Raw genomic sequence first — 14,710 nt, 5'->3', positions numbered from 1 at the left:
GACCGTTCGGGCCGTGGTCGGACGCTTCCGGCGGCGCCTCCGGTCGGCGCAGGCCGGCGGCGGGGATGAGACCCTGCGGGCGGAAGAACAGGATGACCGCCATGAGGATGTAGATGAGCATGGACGCCAGAGCCGGCGCCACGGTGTTGGCGGCCACCGGCGAGAGGACGAGCGCCATGAGATCCTTCAGATAGGCCCGGCCGATGGTGTCGATGACGCCGACCAGCAGGGCCGCCACGAAGGCCCCCTTCACCGATCCCATGCCGCCCACCACCAGCACCACCAGCGCCAGGATGAGCACATTGTCGCCCATGCCGGGATAGACGGTGAGGATGGGCGCCGCGATATAGCCCGCGAAGCCGGCCAGCGCCGCGCCGATGCCGAACACGACCGCATAGATGGCGCCGATATTGACCCCCAGAACGCTCGTCATCACCCGGTTGCTGGCGCCGGCGCGGATGAGCATGCCCATCCGCGTCCGGCCGATGAGGACGTAAAGCAATCCGGCGATGGCGAGGCCGGCTCCGATCATCGCCAGTCGGTAGGCGGGATAGGGCGCGCCGGGAATGAGCTCCACCGAACCCGCGAGAAAGGCCGGGATGGGCGCGTGCAGCGGCTCCGGCCCGAACACCATCCGCGTCGCCTCGTTGAGCACATAGACGAGGCCCACCGTGCACATCACCTGGTCGAGATGGCCGCGCGCGTAGAGATGCCGGATCACCAGCCGCTCCAGCACGAGGCCGATGACGAAGGTGGCAAGGCCGGCCGCGACGAAGCCCGCAACGAACGAGCCCGTGACCAGCGCGAAGGCGACGCCCAGATAGGCACCGAGCATGAACAGGGAGCCGTGCGCAAGGTTCACCAGATTCATGATGCCGAAGGTGAGCGTGAGCCCCGCCGCCATCAGGAACAGGATCACCCCGAGCTGAACCCCGTTCAGGAGTTGCTCGACGAACAGGAGTTGCATGACCGCCTTCCCGCTGTGTCAGGATTTCTCTTCAAGATCATCCGCGATCACTTCAGCGGGCAGTCCTGGTAATAGGCGTCCTTGGCGTCGGTCATCACCTTCTCGACGGTCTTTGTGACGAGGGTGCCGTCCTCACCCTTCACCACCTCGCGGACATAGTAGTCCTCGATGGGGAAGTGGTTGGTGTTGAAGGCGAACTTGCCGCGGTTCGAGGCGAAGTCGGCCTTCTGCAGCGCCTTGCGGATGTCGTCCTTCCGGCTCATGTCGCCGCCCACGGCCTTGACCGCGCTGGAGACGAGCAGGATGGAATCATAGGCGTGGGCGGCGTAGTCGTTGGGCAGGAAGCCGTTCTTCTGCTTGAAGTCGGAGACGAAGCGGGCGTTCGCGGCATTCGGCAGGTCGACGCTCCAGACATTGCCCGAGCGCACGCCGATGGCATCGTCGCCCACTGCGGGCAGGGTCGCCTGATCCACGGTCCACACGGTGTAGAGCGGCGTCGACTTCGCAAGGCCGGCCTGGGCGTATTGCTTGACGTACTGCACGCCCATGTCGCCGGGATAGAAGATGAACGTGGCCTCGGGTGCGGCGGTGCGCAGTGCGCTCAATTCCGCGGCGAAGTCGACCTGTCCGAAGCGCGTGTAGACCTCGCCCACGAGGTCGCCCTTGAAGTTGCGCTTGAAGCCGGAAACCATGTCCTTTCCGGCCTGATTGTTGACCGTCATGACATACACGCGCTTGACGCCGAGCTTCTCGAGATAGGCGCCGAGCGCCTCGGCCTGCTGGTCGTTCTGGGACGACACGTTGAAGAAGTTCGTCGAGCAGGACTTGCCGGCGATGGGCGCCGGTCCCGAAATGGGCGAGATCACGAAGGCATCGGTGCGGGCGAGGCCGCCGTGCACCGCCATCATCTCCGAGGAGAAGACCGGGCCGACGAGGAAGTCCACGCGCTTCGACTTCACCATCTCGTCGGCCAGTTGCTTGGCGACGTCCGCCTTGCCCTGGCTGTCGCTCCAGAAGAACTCCACCTGCTGGCCCCCGAGCTTCCCGCCCTCGTGCGCGACGGCAAGTTCAATGGCAGCCTGCATCTGCTTGGCGAGCACCGCGCCGACGCCGGTCTGGGGCAGGATGACGCCCACCTTCACCGGATCGGCCAAAGCGGGGGCGGCGCAGAGGAGGGACAGGGCTGTGCTGAAAAGGATGCTGGCTTTCATGGAATGCGCTCTCGGTTTCAAGGGGGCAGACGGGCGGCTTCCAGATGGCTGTTATGGGTCCAGCCGCGGCAGGAGCCGGGCCGAACAGGGATGTCAGGCGAGGCGCGCGGCCTGCTTGGTCGTGGCGTCGTCGCGGTAGCTCGCCCAGACCTCCTCCATGAAGGCGAGGCTTTCGGGATCGAGGTCGAAACGCGGCTCGGGGTCGCGATCCCAGTGGCCGTGCCGGTCCTCGCCGGCGATCAGCAGGGCGGACCGGCGCCCGAGCATCGAGCGGCAATGGGCCGGCATGTAGAAGAAGGCGATGCCGATGCGCCGGTCGTCGGACATGTTGGCGGGCGAGCCATGCACCGTGCGTTCGTGATGCAGGGAGAACTCGCCCGGCTCGAGCGGCATGTCGACGGCGAGGCTCTCGTCCACCGTAACCTTCTGGCCGCGGGCGAGCAGGTTGTCGGCATCGAAGGTCTCCTCGTGGACGAGGTCCGGGCCGAGGTGGCTTTTCGGGATGACCTTCATGCAGCCGCTCTCAGTGCTGGCCCGGGACAAAGCGAGCCAGACGGTGACTTCCTGGTGCGGGTTCAGCCCGTAATAAGCGGAATCCTGGTGCCAGGAGACGAAGCGCGGATCGCGCGCATTCTTGGCGAAGGCGGAGGAGCCGAACAGCAGGACATCCGGCCCAAGAATGTCCTGCACGGCGGAGACAATGCGCGGATGCCGCGCCAGCTCCACGAGCCAGGGGAAGGCCAGGTGCGCCTTGATCTTGAGGCGCTTGTTGACCTCCTCGCCCGACCGGGCCTCGAAGTCTTCGATTCTATTGCGATAGAGGCGTGCCTCTTCCGCGCTGAAGGCGCGGACCGGACAGAGATATCCCTCGGAATTGAAATGCGCGACCTGTTCGGGGCTGAGCACGCCAGTCATTGCGCTTCCTCGCTGTGTTTGCGTATGCCTGCACATCTGCGGGCGGATTTGGGGCTTCGCAGGATGGCGGCGCCGGCCGACGCACACCGTGGGCTTCGCTCGATGGATCCGGATAAAAGCGACAGTGTGTAGTTTTAATCAGCCCGTTCGATTGTCAAGTTGAAGGGCCGGCGATAATCTGGGCAGAATCTCGATGATGGGCGTCAAAATTTGAGCACGAACAATAAAACCGTTCGCCGCCGCGGTCGCCCGCAAGGTGATGAGGTGAAGATCGCAATCCTGAAGGCCGCGAACGAGCTGCTCGAAGAGCAAGGACTTTCGGGATTTACGATCGATGCCGTCGCAACCCGTTCGGGCACGGCGCGCTCGTCCATCTACCGCTGGTGGCCAAATCGGGGGGCTCTGGCGATTGCGGGCTTTCTCGCGGAGACTGCCCAAAAGATCGGCTACCCGGTGACGGCCTCCGCCGTTGCGGACGTGAAAAGCCAGATGATGCGGGTGGCCGAGGTTTACGGCCAGAAGGTGGGACGCACCATTTCCGCGCTGGTGGCCCAGGGCCAGAGCGATCCCGAGGCGCTGCGCGCCCTTCTCGACGGCTATGTGCTGCCGCGCCGGGACGAGGCTAAGAAGGCGCTCCTGCGCGGCATCGCCAATGGCGAGCTGCGGGCCGACATCGATCTGGACGTGGTGATCGATGCGCTCTACGGACCGATCTGGTACCGCATTTTGGTGCCACACGCGCCGCTGACGCCGGAATGGGCTGCGACCCTCGCCGACTACGTGTTCAATGGCCTGCGCCCGGGGGCGGGCGGAGCGGAATGAAGGGGCCCGGCCGGGGCGCCTCAGGCTCCTGCCGGCGGTCGGTTGTAGCCGGGCGGCTGGGCGCGCTCGAACGCCGCCGCCGCGCGCACCACGTCGTCCTCGCAGTATGAACGGCCGACGATCTGGAGGCCGATGGGCATGCCCTGCGGCGAGAGGCCAGCGCAGACCGCCCCGGCAGGGTGGCCGGTGAGGTTGAAGGGATAGGTGTAGAACACCCAGGACACGAGGTTGCGGTCCTCCAGCCCCTCAGGCAGGTTGCGCCCGGCCTCCAGCGCGCTCACCGGCAGCACCGGGGAGATGAGCAGGTCGTAGCGCTCGAAGAACAGGCGCAGCTTCTCGCGCAACGCGTAGCGGGCGAAGACGCTGGCATAGTAGCTCTTCATTTCCTGGCCGAGGGCCGGCATCAGGATGTCCGCTACCGCCGGGTCCAGAAGCTCGCGCCGGTTTTCCAGCACATCGCGCAGGCGGGTGCCGACGCCGGCATAGAATTCCGCAGTCCACAGGTCGGCGGGGTCGGTGTCGAACACCGCGTCCACCACCTCCACATGGTAGCCCAGCGCCTCGAATGTCTGGGCGGCGCGGTCCGTGGCGGCGACCACCTCGGGGGTAGGGCGGGCGTAGCCGAAGGTGGGGCTGTAGGCGACGCGCATGCCGGCCACCGAGGCCAGCGCCGCGCCCATCACGTCCGGCACCGGGCCGGCGACGGAGAAGGGGTCGCGCCGGTCATGCCCGGCCACGGCGGAAAACAGTAGCGCCGCATCGGCCATGGAGCGGGCGAGGGGACCCACATGGGCCAGCGTCGGCGTCGCCGAGGTGGGCCATACCGGCACCCGGCCGAACTGGCCCTTCAGGCCCGAAAGCCCACTGAACGCACAGGGAATGCGGATGGAGCCGCCGCCATCGGTGCCCAGCGCGAACGGGGTTATGCCCGCCGCCACCGAGGCCGCTGCGCCCGCGCTCGACCCGCCCGGGGTCATGGTGAGGTTCCACGGGTTGCGGGTGATGCCGGTGAGCGGGCTGTCGCCGATGGGCTTGCAGCCGAACTCGCTGGTGGTGGTCTTGCCGATGAGGATGCCGCCCTGCGCCTTGGCCCGCTCCACGGCGGGGGCATCCACCTCGGCGACGGTGTCGGCCATCGCGCGGGAGCCGGAGGCATAGGGCGCTCCCTTCACCGCCATCAGGTCCTTGGCGGAAAACGGCAGGCCGTGAATGAGGCCGAGCGGCGCGCCCTTCATCACCGCATCCTCGGCGACGCGGGCGGCGGCCATGGCCTCCTCTTCCAGGATGACGAAGAAGGCGTTGAGGGTCGGCTGGGTGGCGATGGCGCGATCGAGCGCGCGGCGCGTCAGATCCACCGGCGAGACTTCGCGCCGGGCCACCATCGTGCGCAGGGCCGTCGCGCTCAGGGTGTCGAATTCGGCGGACATGAGGCTGCTCCGGCGCGCGGGTGATTTTGGAGTTGGACCGCAAGGGGAGTGCTGCTGGATGGTCGGCAGTGACCATCCAGCAGACCCATACGTCTAGTCAGGGCAGAAGAGACGTATTTGCAAGATCAGTTGAGGATGGCGAAGGCGCGCACCGGCGATCCCGAGCCGCCCTTGAACTTCAGCGGCACGCCGAAGAACTGGAATTCGCCCTTTCCGACCAGTTCCTCCAGATTCACCAGCCACTCCCAGTGGCTCATGCCGAGGTCGCGGCACAGGCGGTGCTGGGCGAAGATGTTGTCGGAGGGCTTGTCGGTGGAAGGGCCCTCCACGCCCTGCATCTTCGAGCCGCGGTCATACAGCCACTTGGTGGCTTCCGCGGTGAGCAGCGGATTCTTCCACACGGAATCCAGGCTCGGATAGTTGCGGTTGTGGAAACCCGTGCACAGCAGCACGATGTGCCCGTCCACCTTCACGCCGGCGGCCGCCTCGGCCTTCTCCATATCCTCGACGGTGATCTCGCCGAGGTCGGGGATGTGGCGCAGGTCGAAGCACACGGCCTTGCCCATGAACATCTCCAGCGGCATCTCGTCGATGGCCGCGCCGTCCGGCTTCACATGGCGGAAGGCATCCACGTGGGTGCCCACATGGTCGAGCATGGCGATGAAATTCGTCTGGAAGGTCATGGCGTCGCCGGGCACGCCGAGGCCCAGCGCCTTCGAGCTTTCGTGGCTCATGTGGGTGGTGATCACCGGCCGCTGAAACAGCTTGTGGGCGGGCATGTTGTCTTCGATGAGCAGGCTGAGGTCGACAATTCTGGACATGGGGGCTCCTTGGACTGGATGGACTTGCAAAATGATGAGGCTCAGGCCGCCGGTTTCTTGCGGCCGAGGAAGGCTTCCATCACCTCGGGATCGCGGGCGAGCACCTGGCTCGGCCCCTCCCGTGCGACGCGGCCGTTGGCGATGACATAGGCATGGTCGGCGATGGCCAGTGCATAGGAGGCGAGCTGCTCCACCAGGAGGATGGTGAGGCCAGATTTGTTCAGGGCTGAGAGCACGCCCATGAGCTGGTCGACGATCTTGGGTGCAAGGCCGAGCGACAGCTCGTCGATGATGAGCAGCTCCGGCTCGGCCATCAGCCCGCGGGCGATGGCCAGCATCTGCTGCTCGCCGCCGGACATGGAGCCGGCCTGCTGGGCGAGGCGCTCCTTCAGGCGCGGAAACAGTTCCAGCACCTTGTCACGGGTCTGTTTCGCCCGCGCGCCCTTCAGCCCGCCGTGGACGTAGGCGCCGAGGATGAGGTTGTCCTCCACGCTCTGGTCGGGGAAGATCAGCCGGCCTTCCGGCACCATGACGAGGCCCTGGCCCACCTTGGCGTTGGCGCTCATGCGGGTGGTGTCGGCGCCGCGAAACAGCACCTTGCCGCCGGAGGGTGCGACGAGGCCGGTCGCGCCCTTCACCATGGACGACTTGCCGGCGCCATTGTTGCCGATGACCGCCACCAGCTGGCCGCGCTTCACCCGAAGGGAAATGTCGCGCACCGCCACCGCCGCGCCGTAGCGCAATTCCATGGACTGGATGTCGAGCAGCACGTCCGCCGTGTTGGTCTCGGGAGGGGTCATGCCGTCACCTCGGCCGGGTTCGCGTGATCCAGGGAGGTGCCGAAATAAGCCTCGATGACACGTGGGTTCTCCTGCACCACGGCGGGGGTGTCGCTGGCGATCACCTGGCCGTAGTCCAGCACGGTCACCGTGTCGGCCACGGCCATGATGAGTTCGACATGGTGCTCGATCAGCAGCACCGAGACCCCCAGCGCCGCGATGCGCCGGATCATTTCCTCCAGTTCGTCGATCTCTTGCGTGGTGAGACCGGCGGCGGGCTCGTCGAGCAGCAGCAGGCGGGGCCGGGGGGCCAGCGCCCGGGCGATCTCCAGGCGGCGCTGGAGGCCGAAGGGCAGGAAGCGGGCCTCCTCGTTGGCGTAATCCTGAAGCCCCACGAATACGAGCAGGCCGATGGCGGCGCGCCGGCATTCGTCATCCTGCCGCCGCATGGCACCGGTGCGCAGCAATGCGGCGAGAAGCCCGTAGCCGAGGCGCTGCTGGTAGCCCACCATTACGTTCTCCAGCACGGTCATCTCGCCGAACAATTCGGTGTTCTGAAAGGTGCGGGAGAGGCCGGCGCGGGCGATCTCGTGGGAGGCCTTGCCGGCGAGCTGGATGCCGTCCAGTTCGAAGGCGCCCTCGCTCGGCTGGTAGAAGCCGGAGATGGTATTGACGAAGGTGGATTTGCCGGCCCCGTTCGGCCCGATGAGGGCATGTACCTCGCCCGGCTTCACCCGCAGCGAGGCCTTGGCCAGCGCCGTGAGCCCCCCGAACCGCACGGTGAGGTCCCGCGCCACCAGCTCGGATTTCTGGCTGCGGGGATCGAGGCGCAGGGTGTCCTCGGCGGGCAGGCCTTCGGAGGCGGCAACCGCACGCGGCACCGGCGCCAGCCGCTTCAGGCCGGCGGCGAGCGAGCCCATGATGCCGCGCGGCATGACGAACATGACGACCAGCAGCAGCGCGCCATAGGCGAACTTCTGCCACACCGCGAAATCCTGCAGGTATTCCGGCAGATAGGTGAGGATATAGGCGCCCAGCACCGGCCCGAAGGTGGAGGCCGCCCCGCCCAGGATCACCATGAGCAGGAAGCGCACGCTGTCCGAGAAGGTGAAGATGTCGGGCGAGATGTAGGAATTGAGGAAGGCGTAGAAGGTGCCGGCGAGGCCCGCCGTCACCGCCGCCGCCACGAAGGCCAGCGTGCGCATGGCGGTGGCGTCGACGCCCAGCGCCCGCGCCGCGATCTCGCTCTGGGACACCGCCAGCATGGCGCGGCCGTAGCGAGAGACCTTCAGATTGTGCGCGGCCGCGGTGGCGAGGAAGAGAACCACCGCCAGCACGCTGTAGAAGGCATAGCCGGTCAGCCGGACCCCGAACGCATTGGGCGCGGGAATGGAGGTGATGCCGGTGGTGCCGCCCGTGAGCGACTGCCACTCGATGGCGACATTCTCCACGATGAGACCGAAGGCGATGGTGACCACCGCGAGATAGACCCCGCGCACCCGCACCGTTGGATAGGCGAGGAGCACGCCGAAGCCAGCCGCCACCAGCGCGGCGATGAGGCTCGACGAGATCATGTCGAAGCCGTGCCGCGTCGCCACGATGGCGCCGGTGTAGGAGCCGAGCGCGAACAGGCCGGCCTGTCCGAGGGAGACGAGGCCGGTCAATCCCACCAGCACGTTCAGGCCTACGGCGATGATCCCGTAGATCAGGAACAGCATGAACAGGCGCAGCTCATACTCGTTGCCGGAGGTGAGGGGCACGATCACCAGGATGGCGGCGAGGGCCGTGAAACCCAGCAAAGTGAGATGGCGGATGAGGTGTCTCATACCTTCATCACCTCCCGCTTACCGAACAGGCCCTGGGGGAACACCAGCAAAGTGAGGATCATGAGGGAGAAGCCGATGATCTCGCGCGCGGCGGTGGAGATGTAGCCCTCGACGAACTTCTCCATCACCCCGTAGACGAGGCCGGTGATGACCACCCCGGGCGCCGAGGTGATGCCGCCGATGATGGCCACGGCGAAGCCCTTCAGTCCCGGCAGAACGCCCATGGCAGCGGAGGCCTGCACCACCGGGGCCACCAGCACGCCGGCCGCGGCGCCCAGAAGCCCGGCGAGGGCGAAGGAGAAGGCGACCACGGCGTTCACGTTGATGCCCATGAGGGCGGCGGCATTCTTGTTGTGGGCGACCGCCCGCATGGCGCGGCCCACCAGGGTGTGGCGCTGGAGGGCCCGCAGGCCCAGCATGGCCACCACCGCCACCAGCGGGATGACCAGTTCCTGCGGATAGATGCCGGCGCCGAGAATGTGCACGGAGGAGGCCACCCCCGGCGAAGGCAGCGGCCGGGCGTAGCCCTGGGTCTGGATGGTGGCGAAGCTCTCCACCATGATGCCCACGGCGATGGTGGTGAGCATCCAGCCCACCGAGCCCTGCTGGGATAGGAAGGGGCGCACCGCGATGCGCTCCAGCACTAAGCCGAACAGCCCGCCGGCCGCCACCGCGACCAGGCAGGCGAGCCCCAGCGGCAGGCCCGCCGCAAGCAGATAAACGGCCAGCAGGCCGCCGATCATCAGCGTGTCGCCATGGGCGAAGTTCACGGCCTTGGCCGACGACCACATGATGTGGAAGCCGAGGGCCACCAGGGCATAGATGCCGCCGATGGCAAGGCCGGACAGGATGTATTGCACCACTGTGGTCATTGCGGGCGACCTGTCGGTGAGAGGGGCCCGGCCGTGGCCGGTCGAGGCGAGTGGTGGCAGGGTGGACGAGACAGAAAGCGGGAGGCGGTGAGGGAAACCGCCTCCCGCGCGGGCTCACTTGTCGTAGGGCGAGCCCTTGAGGGGGATCAGCTTGCCGTCGTGCCAGACCGTCAGCAGGTAGTATTGCGGCAGGATGGCGTCCTGGCGTTCGGGGTCGGCCTTGTCGAAGGCCGGCTTGTAGGGGGCGACGAGGCCGTCACGGCTCACCTGGTAGAGGGCCTGCTGCACCTTCTTCCAGTCGAAGGAGCCGGCGATCTTGATGGCGTCGGCCAGCACGTAGACCGCGTCATAGGAATTGGCGATGCCGGAGGGCGCCTTGATGTCCTTCGGATCCTTGATGCCGGTCCGGGCCTCCACGGCGGCGAGCAGCTTCTTGCCGGCCTCGCTCTGCGGGGTGAGGAAGGAATAGGTCTGCATAACCCGCACCCCGTTGGCGAGGGGGCCGGCCAGCTCGCCGAGATTGCCGGAGATGCCCCAGGCGCCGACAATGGCCGGCTTCCAGCTGGCCTTGTCCATGGACCGCAGGATCTGGTTGGCCTCGCGGTCGAGGGACCACACGATGACCACGTCCGCCCCGGCGTCGCGGGCGCGGATCACCTGGGGCGACATGTCCTGGTCGTTCCAGTTGAAGGTCTCGGCGGCGACCAGCTCCTTGCCCTTGGCGGCAAGCGCGGCCTTCACGTCCGGCAATGCGCCGTTGCCCCAGCCGGTGTTCTCGTAGAAGAACGCCACCTTGCCGGTCTTGGACACCTTCAGCGCCTCGTCCACCAGGAAGCGGGCCACCCACTTGTCCTTGGCGGAGACGCGGAACATGAAGTTGGGATCGCGCCCGTTCTCGATGGCCTTGGTGTTGGCCGCCCACACGCCCATGTAGGGAATGCCGATCTCGTGCACCGGGTCCACCTGCGCCAAAGCAACGGTGGAGTGGAAGCCGCCGAGCACGGCGATGCACTTGTCCGCCAGCGCGATGCGGCGGGTGTTGTCGACGCCACGCGGCGGGGCGCCGGCATCGTCATACTGGATCAGCCGCAGCTTCTTGCCGAGCACGCCGCCCGCCGCGTTGATTTCCTCGATGGCGATCTCCGCGCCCATCTTGATGGCCTGCCCGGAAAAGGCGGCCGGGCCGGTGACTGCGGCGGAATTGCCGATGCAGGGCTCCTGATCGGCCAACGCCGCGGTGGCCGAAAGGCTGGTGGAAAGCCCAAGCGCCACCGCCGCAGCCAGAAGCTGGCCGCGCAAAATGCTCTGTGGAGGCATGTCTGTTTTCTCCTGCCGTGTACAGGACGTGCCGGGCATCACCGCCCGAAAATCATCTGCGAGATGAGGCTGATATAGGCACAGCCTCAGGACAAAGATTATTTTCCGATCATAGATATAGGCTGTGACTATAGGGTCAGATAATAGGCTGGAGTGTTCTCTAGGTATCGATCATAACTAATTGAATTTTATATATATATGAGAGTTTATAGCTCATAGTTTAGGCATATGACTATATATCATGCAATTTGACAATCGCTTTTGAGCGATGCCATTTCATCTGGTGCAAAGGTGATCCATGGATCTTCGTCAGCTCAAATACTTCGTCCAGATTGCAGAAAGCGGGAATTTCTCGCGCGCGGCGGAGGTATTGCGCATTGCTCAGCCCTCGCTGAGCCAGCAGATGAAAAATCTGGAGGAAGAGCTGGGCGTCGCACTGCTCATGCGCCACGCCCGTGGCGTCACGCCCTCCGAGCTTGGCCAGCAATTCTACGACCATGCCCGCCGCATCCTGGAGGAGGTGGACCGGGTGAAGGACCAGGTCCGCTCCAAGTCGCTCAATCCCTCGGGAAGGGTGTCGGTGGGGCTGCCCACCTCCGCCTGCCGGGGCCTCGGCCTGCCCCTGATCTCGGCGATGGCCGAGCATCAGCCCAACATCGCCCTTCACGTCGTGGAGGCCATGACCGGCTATCTCGACGATTTCCTCCAGGCCGGCCGGCTGGACGTGGCCCTGCTCTACGACCACAAGGCGTTCGAGCACGTGGCCTGGACCGAGATGATGGTCGAGGAACTGATGCTGTTCGTCGCGCCGGACCACCCTTTGGCCGCGCAAGGCAGTGTCTCGTTCCGCGACATGTTCGCGTGGCCCATCGTGCTGCCCGGCGCGCCCAACGTGATGCGCACGGTGATCGAGCAGTTCGCCGCCCGCAATGACGTGGAGCCCGTCGCCATGGCGTGCGACAGCCTGCCTACCATCGCGCGGCTGGTGCGCTCCGGCCGGGCGCTGGGGGTGATGCCCCATTTCGCGTTCATGGATGAGATGGCGCGCGGCGAGATGGTGGCCGTCTCCATCCTCGACCCGACGCCATCCTGGCGGCTGTCCGTCGTCGTCTCCCAGCGCAGCATGAACCCGCGCGGCTCCGAGGCGGTGGCCCAGGTGATGGCCGATGTCATCGCCGAGATGGTCGAGACCGGAACCTGGCGCGCCAAGCTCAAGGGCGAGAAGGCCCGCGCCACCGTGAAGTGAACCCCGCCAGCCTGTCGAGCCCCCATGGACCTCATCGTCAAGAACGCCCGCCTGCCAGACGCACCGGACCATATCGTCGATATCGCCGTCGCCGCCGGCCGTATCAAAGCCATCGCGCCCGACATCACGGCCGATGCCGAGGTGGTGGATGCCGAAGGGTGCCTCGTCGCCCCCGGTTTCGTGGAAACCCACATCCACCTTGACAAGTCGTGCATCCTCGATCGCTGCGCGTCCCGGCGCGGCGATCTGGAGGAGGCCATCGCCGAGGTGGCCCGCGCCAAGAAGGACTTCACGCCGGAGGACGTCTACGCCCGGGGCCGGCGCACCATCGAGAAAGCCATCTCCCAGGGCACCACCCACATGCGCACCCACCTGGAGGTGGACCCTGGCATCGGCCTGCGCGGGTTCGAGGGGGTGGTGCGGCTGGTGGAAGATTATCGCTGGGCCATGGACATCGAGGTCTGCGTGTTTCCGCAGGAGGGCCTCACCAACAATCCCGGCACGGACGAGCTGATGGTGGAGGCGCTGCGGCGCGGGGCGAGGGCGGTGGGCGCTGCGCCCTATACGGACACCGACCCCCATGGCCAGATCGACCGGGTGTTCGAGATGGCCCGTGATTTCGACGTGGACATCGACATGCATCTGGATTTCGGCGCCGACCCCACGGCGCTTGATCTCGATTATGTCTGCACGCTTACCGAACGGTTCGGCTGGGGCGGGCGGGTGGCCATCGGCCATGTCACCAAGCTCGCTTATGTGGAGCCGGAACGGCTGGCGCAGATCGCCATGCGCATGCGCGATTGCGGCGTCGCGCTCACGGTGCTGCCCTCCACCGACCTGTTCCTCATGGGCCGGGATCGCACCTTCGCCAAGACGCGCGGCGTCACGCCAGCCCACCTGCTGCTGCAGCATGGGGTGAACTGCTCGCTCTCCACCAACAATGTGCTGAACCCCTTCACCCCGTTCGGGGACTGCTCGCAATTGCGGATGGCGAACCTCAACGCCAACATCTGCCATGTGGGCTCGGCTCACGACATGACCGAGTGCTTCCATATGGTCACGAGCCGCCCCGCCCGCCTCATGAACCTTGCGGATTATGGGCTGGAAGCCGGCAAGGCGGCGGATTTCGTCATCATCGACAGTTCCTCGCCACGCGCTGCGGTGGCTGAGCTGTCCCCTGTCCTCGCGGCCTTCAAGGGCGGTCGACGCACCCTGACGCGGGACCGGGCGAAATTGCACTTTCCCGGCTGCGGGTGCGGACAATGAGCGGTGCCGACGCCCTCGGTGCCTTCATCCCCGGTCCGCGCCTTGCCCGGCCCGGTGCGGCGTCCGGCGTGCTCGCCGGCCTCGCCTTTGCCGTGAAGGATGTGATGGACGTGGCCGGCACCTCCACCGGCAACGGCCATCCGGACTGGCTGGCCACCCACCCGCCCGCTGCGCGCTCTGCCGTGGCAGTGGAGCGCCTGCTGGCCGCGGGCGCAAGCCTTGCCGGCAAGACCATCGCCGATGAGCTGTGCTACTCACTCACCGGCGAGAACATGCATTACGGCACCCCGCTCAATCCGGCCGCGCCGGATCGTGTGCCGGGCGGCTCCTCCAGCGGCTCGGCCTCGGCCACGGCGGGCGGCGCGGTGGATTTCGCCCTCGGCACCGATTGCGGCGGCTCCGTGCGCGTGCCGTCAAGCTATTGCGGCCTGTTCGGCATGCGCCCCACCCATGGGCGGATCCCGCTCGACGGCGTCGCCCCGTTCGCCCCCAGCTTCGATTGCGTGGGCTGGTTCGCCCGCGACGCCGTCCTTCTGGAGCGCGTGGGCCGCGTGCTTCTGGCCGACGCGACGCCGGCGTCGCCCATCACCCGCCTCATCGCGCCGCGCGAGGCGTTCGACCTTTTGTCGCCCGAGGCGGCCGAGGCCCTCGCCCCCGCTCTCCGGCTGGCGCAGGAGACGATCGCGCCCTGTGAGGAGATCGCCCTGGCAACCGACGCGCTCGATGCTTGGTCCGCCACCTTCCGCACCTTGCAGGCGGCCGAAATCTGGACCTCGGTGGGGCCATGGATCGAGCGTGTGCGGCCCGCCTTCGGGCCGGGTGTAAAGGAGCGGTTCGACGCCGCCCGTGCCGTCGCCCCCTCGGCGGTCGAAGCTGCCGCCGCCCATCGGATCGCCATCCGCTCCCGGCTCCGCGACTTCCTGCAAGCGGGCACGGCGTTCCTCATGCCCACGGTGCCGCGCCCCGCTCCGCTACGCGGCATGGCCACCGCCGATGTGGAGGTCACCACCCGGCATCTGGCGATGAACCTGTTGTGCATCGCCGGCCTCGGCGGCCTGCCTCAGGTGTCCCTGCCGCTGGCGCAGGTCGATGGCGCACCGTTTGGCCTGTCGCTGGTCGGGCCAGCGGGCAGCGACACCGCCTTGCTGCGCGCGGCCTCGGTGATGGCCGGGCACTGACCTTCGCGCAATGTCACTGGCGGCGGCGTTACAGCTGTAAGGGGCATTGTGGAGAGTTCAGCG

General features: G+C 66.8%; 12 protein-coding genes and 1 pseudogene. 4 read left to right on the top strand and 9 right to left on the bottom strand.

Annotated elements, in window-relative coordinates; translation table 11 throughout:
- Positions 1–58: 58 nt before the first annotated feature.
- From FHT36_RS24410 to FHT36_RS09820, 3 genes and pseudogenes are all read right to left on the bottom strand, one after another.
- Positions 59–967: pseudogene (locus FHT36_RS24410) on the bottom strand (branched-chain amino acid ABC transporter permease); the annotation flags it as partial.
- Between the two features lie 47 nt (positions 968–1,014).
- A complete protein-coding gene (locus FHT36_RS09825; RefSeq protein WP_169122336.1) occupies positions 1,015–2,178 on the bottom strand; it encodes an ABC transporter substrate-binding protein in 1,164 nt (387 codons plus the stop codon).
- Positions 2,179–2,271: 93 nt separating this feature from the next.
- Complete coding sequence (locus FHT36_RS09820) at positions 2,272–3,093, bottom strand: phytanoyl-CoA dioxygenase family protein (protein WP_169122335.1); 822 nt, start codon at positions 3,091–3,093, stop codon at positions 2,272–2,274.
- Positions 3,094–3,303: 210 nt separating this feature from the next.
- Between FHT36_RS09820 and FHT36_RS09815 the strand changes: the two genes are divergently transcribed.
- Entirely contained in the window at positions 3,304–3,915 is a 612-nt protein-coding gene (locus tag FHT36_RS09815) for a TetR/AcrR family transcriptional regulator (protein ID WP_169122334.1), read from the top strand.
- 20 nt (positions 3,916–3,935) lie between these two features.
- Here the strand turns inward: FHT36_RS09815 and FHT36_RS09810 are convergent, their stop codons facing one another.
- From FHT36_RS09810 to FHT36_RS09785, 6 genes are all read right to left on the bottom strand, one after another.
- Positions 3,936–5,342 (bottom strand): amidase family protein, encoded by a 1,407-nt coding sequence (locus tag FHT36_RS09810; RefSeq protein WP_169122333.1) that lies wholly within the window; start codon positions 5,340–5,342, stop codon positions 3,936–3,938.
- A 125-nt stretch (positions 5,343–5,467) separates the two neighbouring features.
- Positions 5,468–6,163 carry a cyclase family protein gene (locus FHT36_RS09805; RefSeq protein WP_169122332.1) on the bottom strand — a complete coding sequence of 232 codons (696 nt, stop codon included), beginning with the start codon at positions 6,161–6,163 and terminating at the stop codon, positions 5,468–5,470.
- A 41-nt stretch (positions 6,164–6,204) separates the two neighbouring features.
- Entirely contained in the window at positions 6,205–6,963 is a 759-nt protein-coding gene (locus FHT36_RS09800; protein ID WP_169122331.1) for an ABC transporter ATP-binding protein, read from the bottom strand.
- Entirely contained in the window at positions 6,960–8,768 is a 1,809-nt protein-coding gene (locus FHT36_RS09795; RefSeq protein WP_210257682.1) for an ABC transporter permease subunit, read from the bottom strand. Before FHT36_RS09795 ends, FHT36_RS09800 begins: the two co-directional genes overlap by 4 nt.
- Positions 8,765–9,640 (bottom strand): branched-chain amino acid ABC transporter permease, encoded by an 876-nt coding sequence (locus FHT36_RS09790; RefSeq protein ID WP_169122330.1) that lies wholly within the window; start codon positions 9,638–9,640, stop codon positions 8,765–8,767. The genes FHT36_RS09795 and FHT36_RS09790 overlap by 4 nt, the downstream gene beginning before the upstream one ends.
- 114 nt (positions 9,641–9,754) lie before the next feature.
- Positions 9,755–10,957, bottom strand: a complete 1,203-nt coding sequence (locus tag FHT36_RS09785; RefSeq protein WP_169122329.1) for an ABC transporter substrate-binding protein — start codon at positions 10,955–10,957, stop codon at positions 9,755–9,757.
- Between the two features lie 298 nt (positions 10,958–11,255).
- Between FHT36_RS09785 and FHT36_RS09780 the strand changes: the two genes are divergently transcribed.
- Genes FHT36_RS09780 through FHT36_RS09770 form a run of 3 tightly spaced genes read left to right on the top strand, consistent with a single transcriptional unit; the run spans position 11,256 to position 14,647 of the window.
- The gene (locus FHT36_RS09780) at positions 11,256–12,203 is read left to right on the top strand and encodes a LysR family transcriptional regulator (protein WP_169122328.1); all 948 of its coding nucleotides are present in this window, start codon (positions 11,256–11,258) and stop codon (positions 12,201–12,203) included.
- A 24-nt stretch (positions 12,204–12,227) separates the two neighbouring features.
- On the top strand, positions 12,228–13,469 hold the full coding sequence (locus FHT36_RS09775) for an amidohydrolase family protein (protein ID WP_169122327.1): 1,242 nt from the start codon (positions 12,228–12,230) through the stop codon (positions 13,467–13,469).
- Positions 13,466–14,647: an amidase gene (locus tag FHT36_RS09770; protein ID WP_169122326.1), complete on the top strand. Its 1,182-nt coding sequence runs from the start codon at positions 13,466–13,468 to the stop codon at positions 14,645–14,647. Before FHT36_RS09775 ends, FHT36_RS09770 begins: the two co-directional genes overlap by 4 nt.
- Positions 14,648–14,710 lie beyond the last annotated feature (63 nt).

Source organism: Xanthobacter sp. SG618 (assembly GCF_012932745.1).
Taxonomy (GTDB): domain Bacteria; phylum Pseudomonadota; class Alphaproteobacteria; order Rhizobiales; family Xanthobacteraceae; genus Xanthobacter; species Xanthobacter flavus.
Note: the sequence above shows the minus strand (reverse complement) of the source record. Positions and strands in the feature narration are given on the sequence as shown.

What these genes read in the sequence shown, in the direction of transcription:
- FHT36_RS09805 (WP_169122332.1), bottom strand. Translation starts at nt 6,163, where the DNA reads ATGTCCAGAATTGTCGACCTCAGCCTGCTCATCGAAGACAACATGCCC.
- FHT36_RS09790 (WP_169122330.1), bottom strand. Translation starts at nt 9,640, where the DNA reads ATGACCACAGTGGTGCAATACATCCTGTCCGGCCTTGCCATCGGCGGC.
- FHT36_RS09810 (WP_169122333.1), bottom strand. Translation starts at nt 5,342, where the DNA reads ATGTCCGCCGAATTCGACACCCTGAGCGCGACGGCCCTGCGCACGATG.
- FHT36_RS09820 (WP_169122335.1), bottom strand. Translation starts at nt 3,093, where the DNA reads ATGACTGGCGTGCTCAGCCCCGAACAGGTCGCGCATTTCAATTCCGAG.
- FHT36_RS09785 (WP_169122329.1), bottom strand. Translation starts at nt 10,957, where the DNA reads ATGCCTCCACAGAGCATTTTGCGCGGCCAGCTTCTGGCTGCGGCGGTG.
- FHT36_RS09780 (WP_169122328.1), top strand. Translation starts at nt 11,256, where the DNA reads ATGGATCTTCGTCAGCTCAAATACTTCGTCCAGATTGCAGAAAGCGGG.
- FHT36_RS09770 (WP_169122326.1), top strand. Translation starts at nt 13,466, where the DNA reads ATGAGCGGTGCCGACGCCCTCGGTGCCTTCATCCCCGGTCCGCGCCTT.
- FHT36_RS09825 (WP_169122336.1), bottom strand. Translation starts at nt 2,178, where the DNA reads ATGAAAGCCAGCATCCTTTTCAGCACAGCCCTGTCCCTCCTCTGCGCC.
- FHT36_RS09800 (WP_169122331.1), bottom strand. Translation starts at nt 6,963, where the DNA reads ATGACCCCTCCCGAGACCAACACGGCGGACGTGCTGCTCGACATCCAG.
- FHT36_RS09775 (WP_169122327.1), top strand. Translation starts at nt 12,228, where the DNA reads ATGGACCTCATCGTCAAGAACGCCCGCCTGCCAGACGCACCGGACCAT.
- FHT36_RS09795 (WP_210257682.1), bottom strand. Translation starts at nt 8,768, where the DNA reads ATGAGACACCTCATCCGCCATCTCACTTTGCTGGGTTTCACGGCCCTC.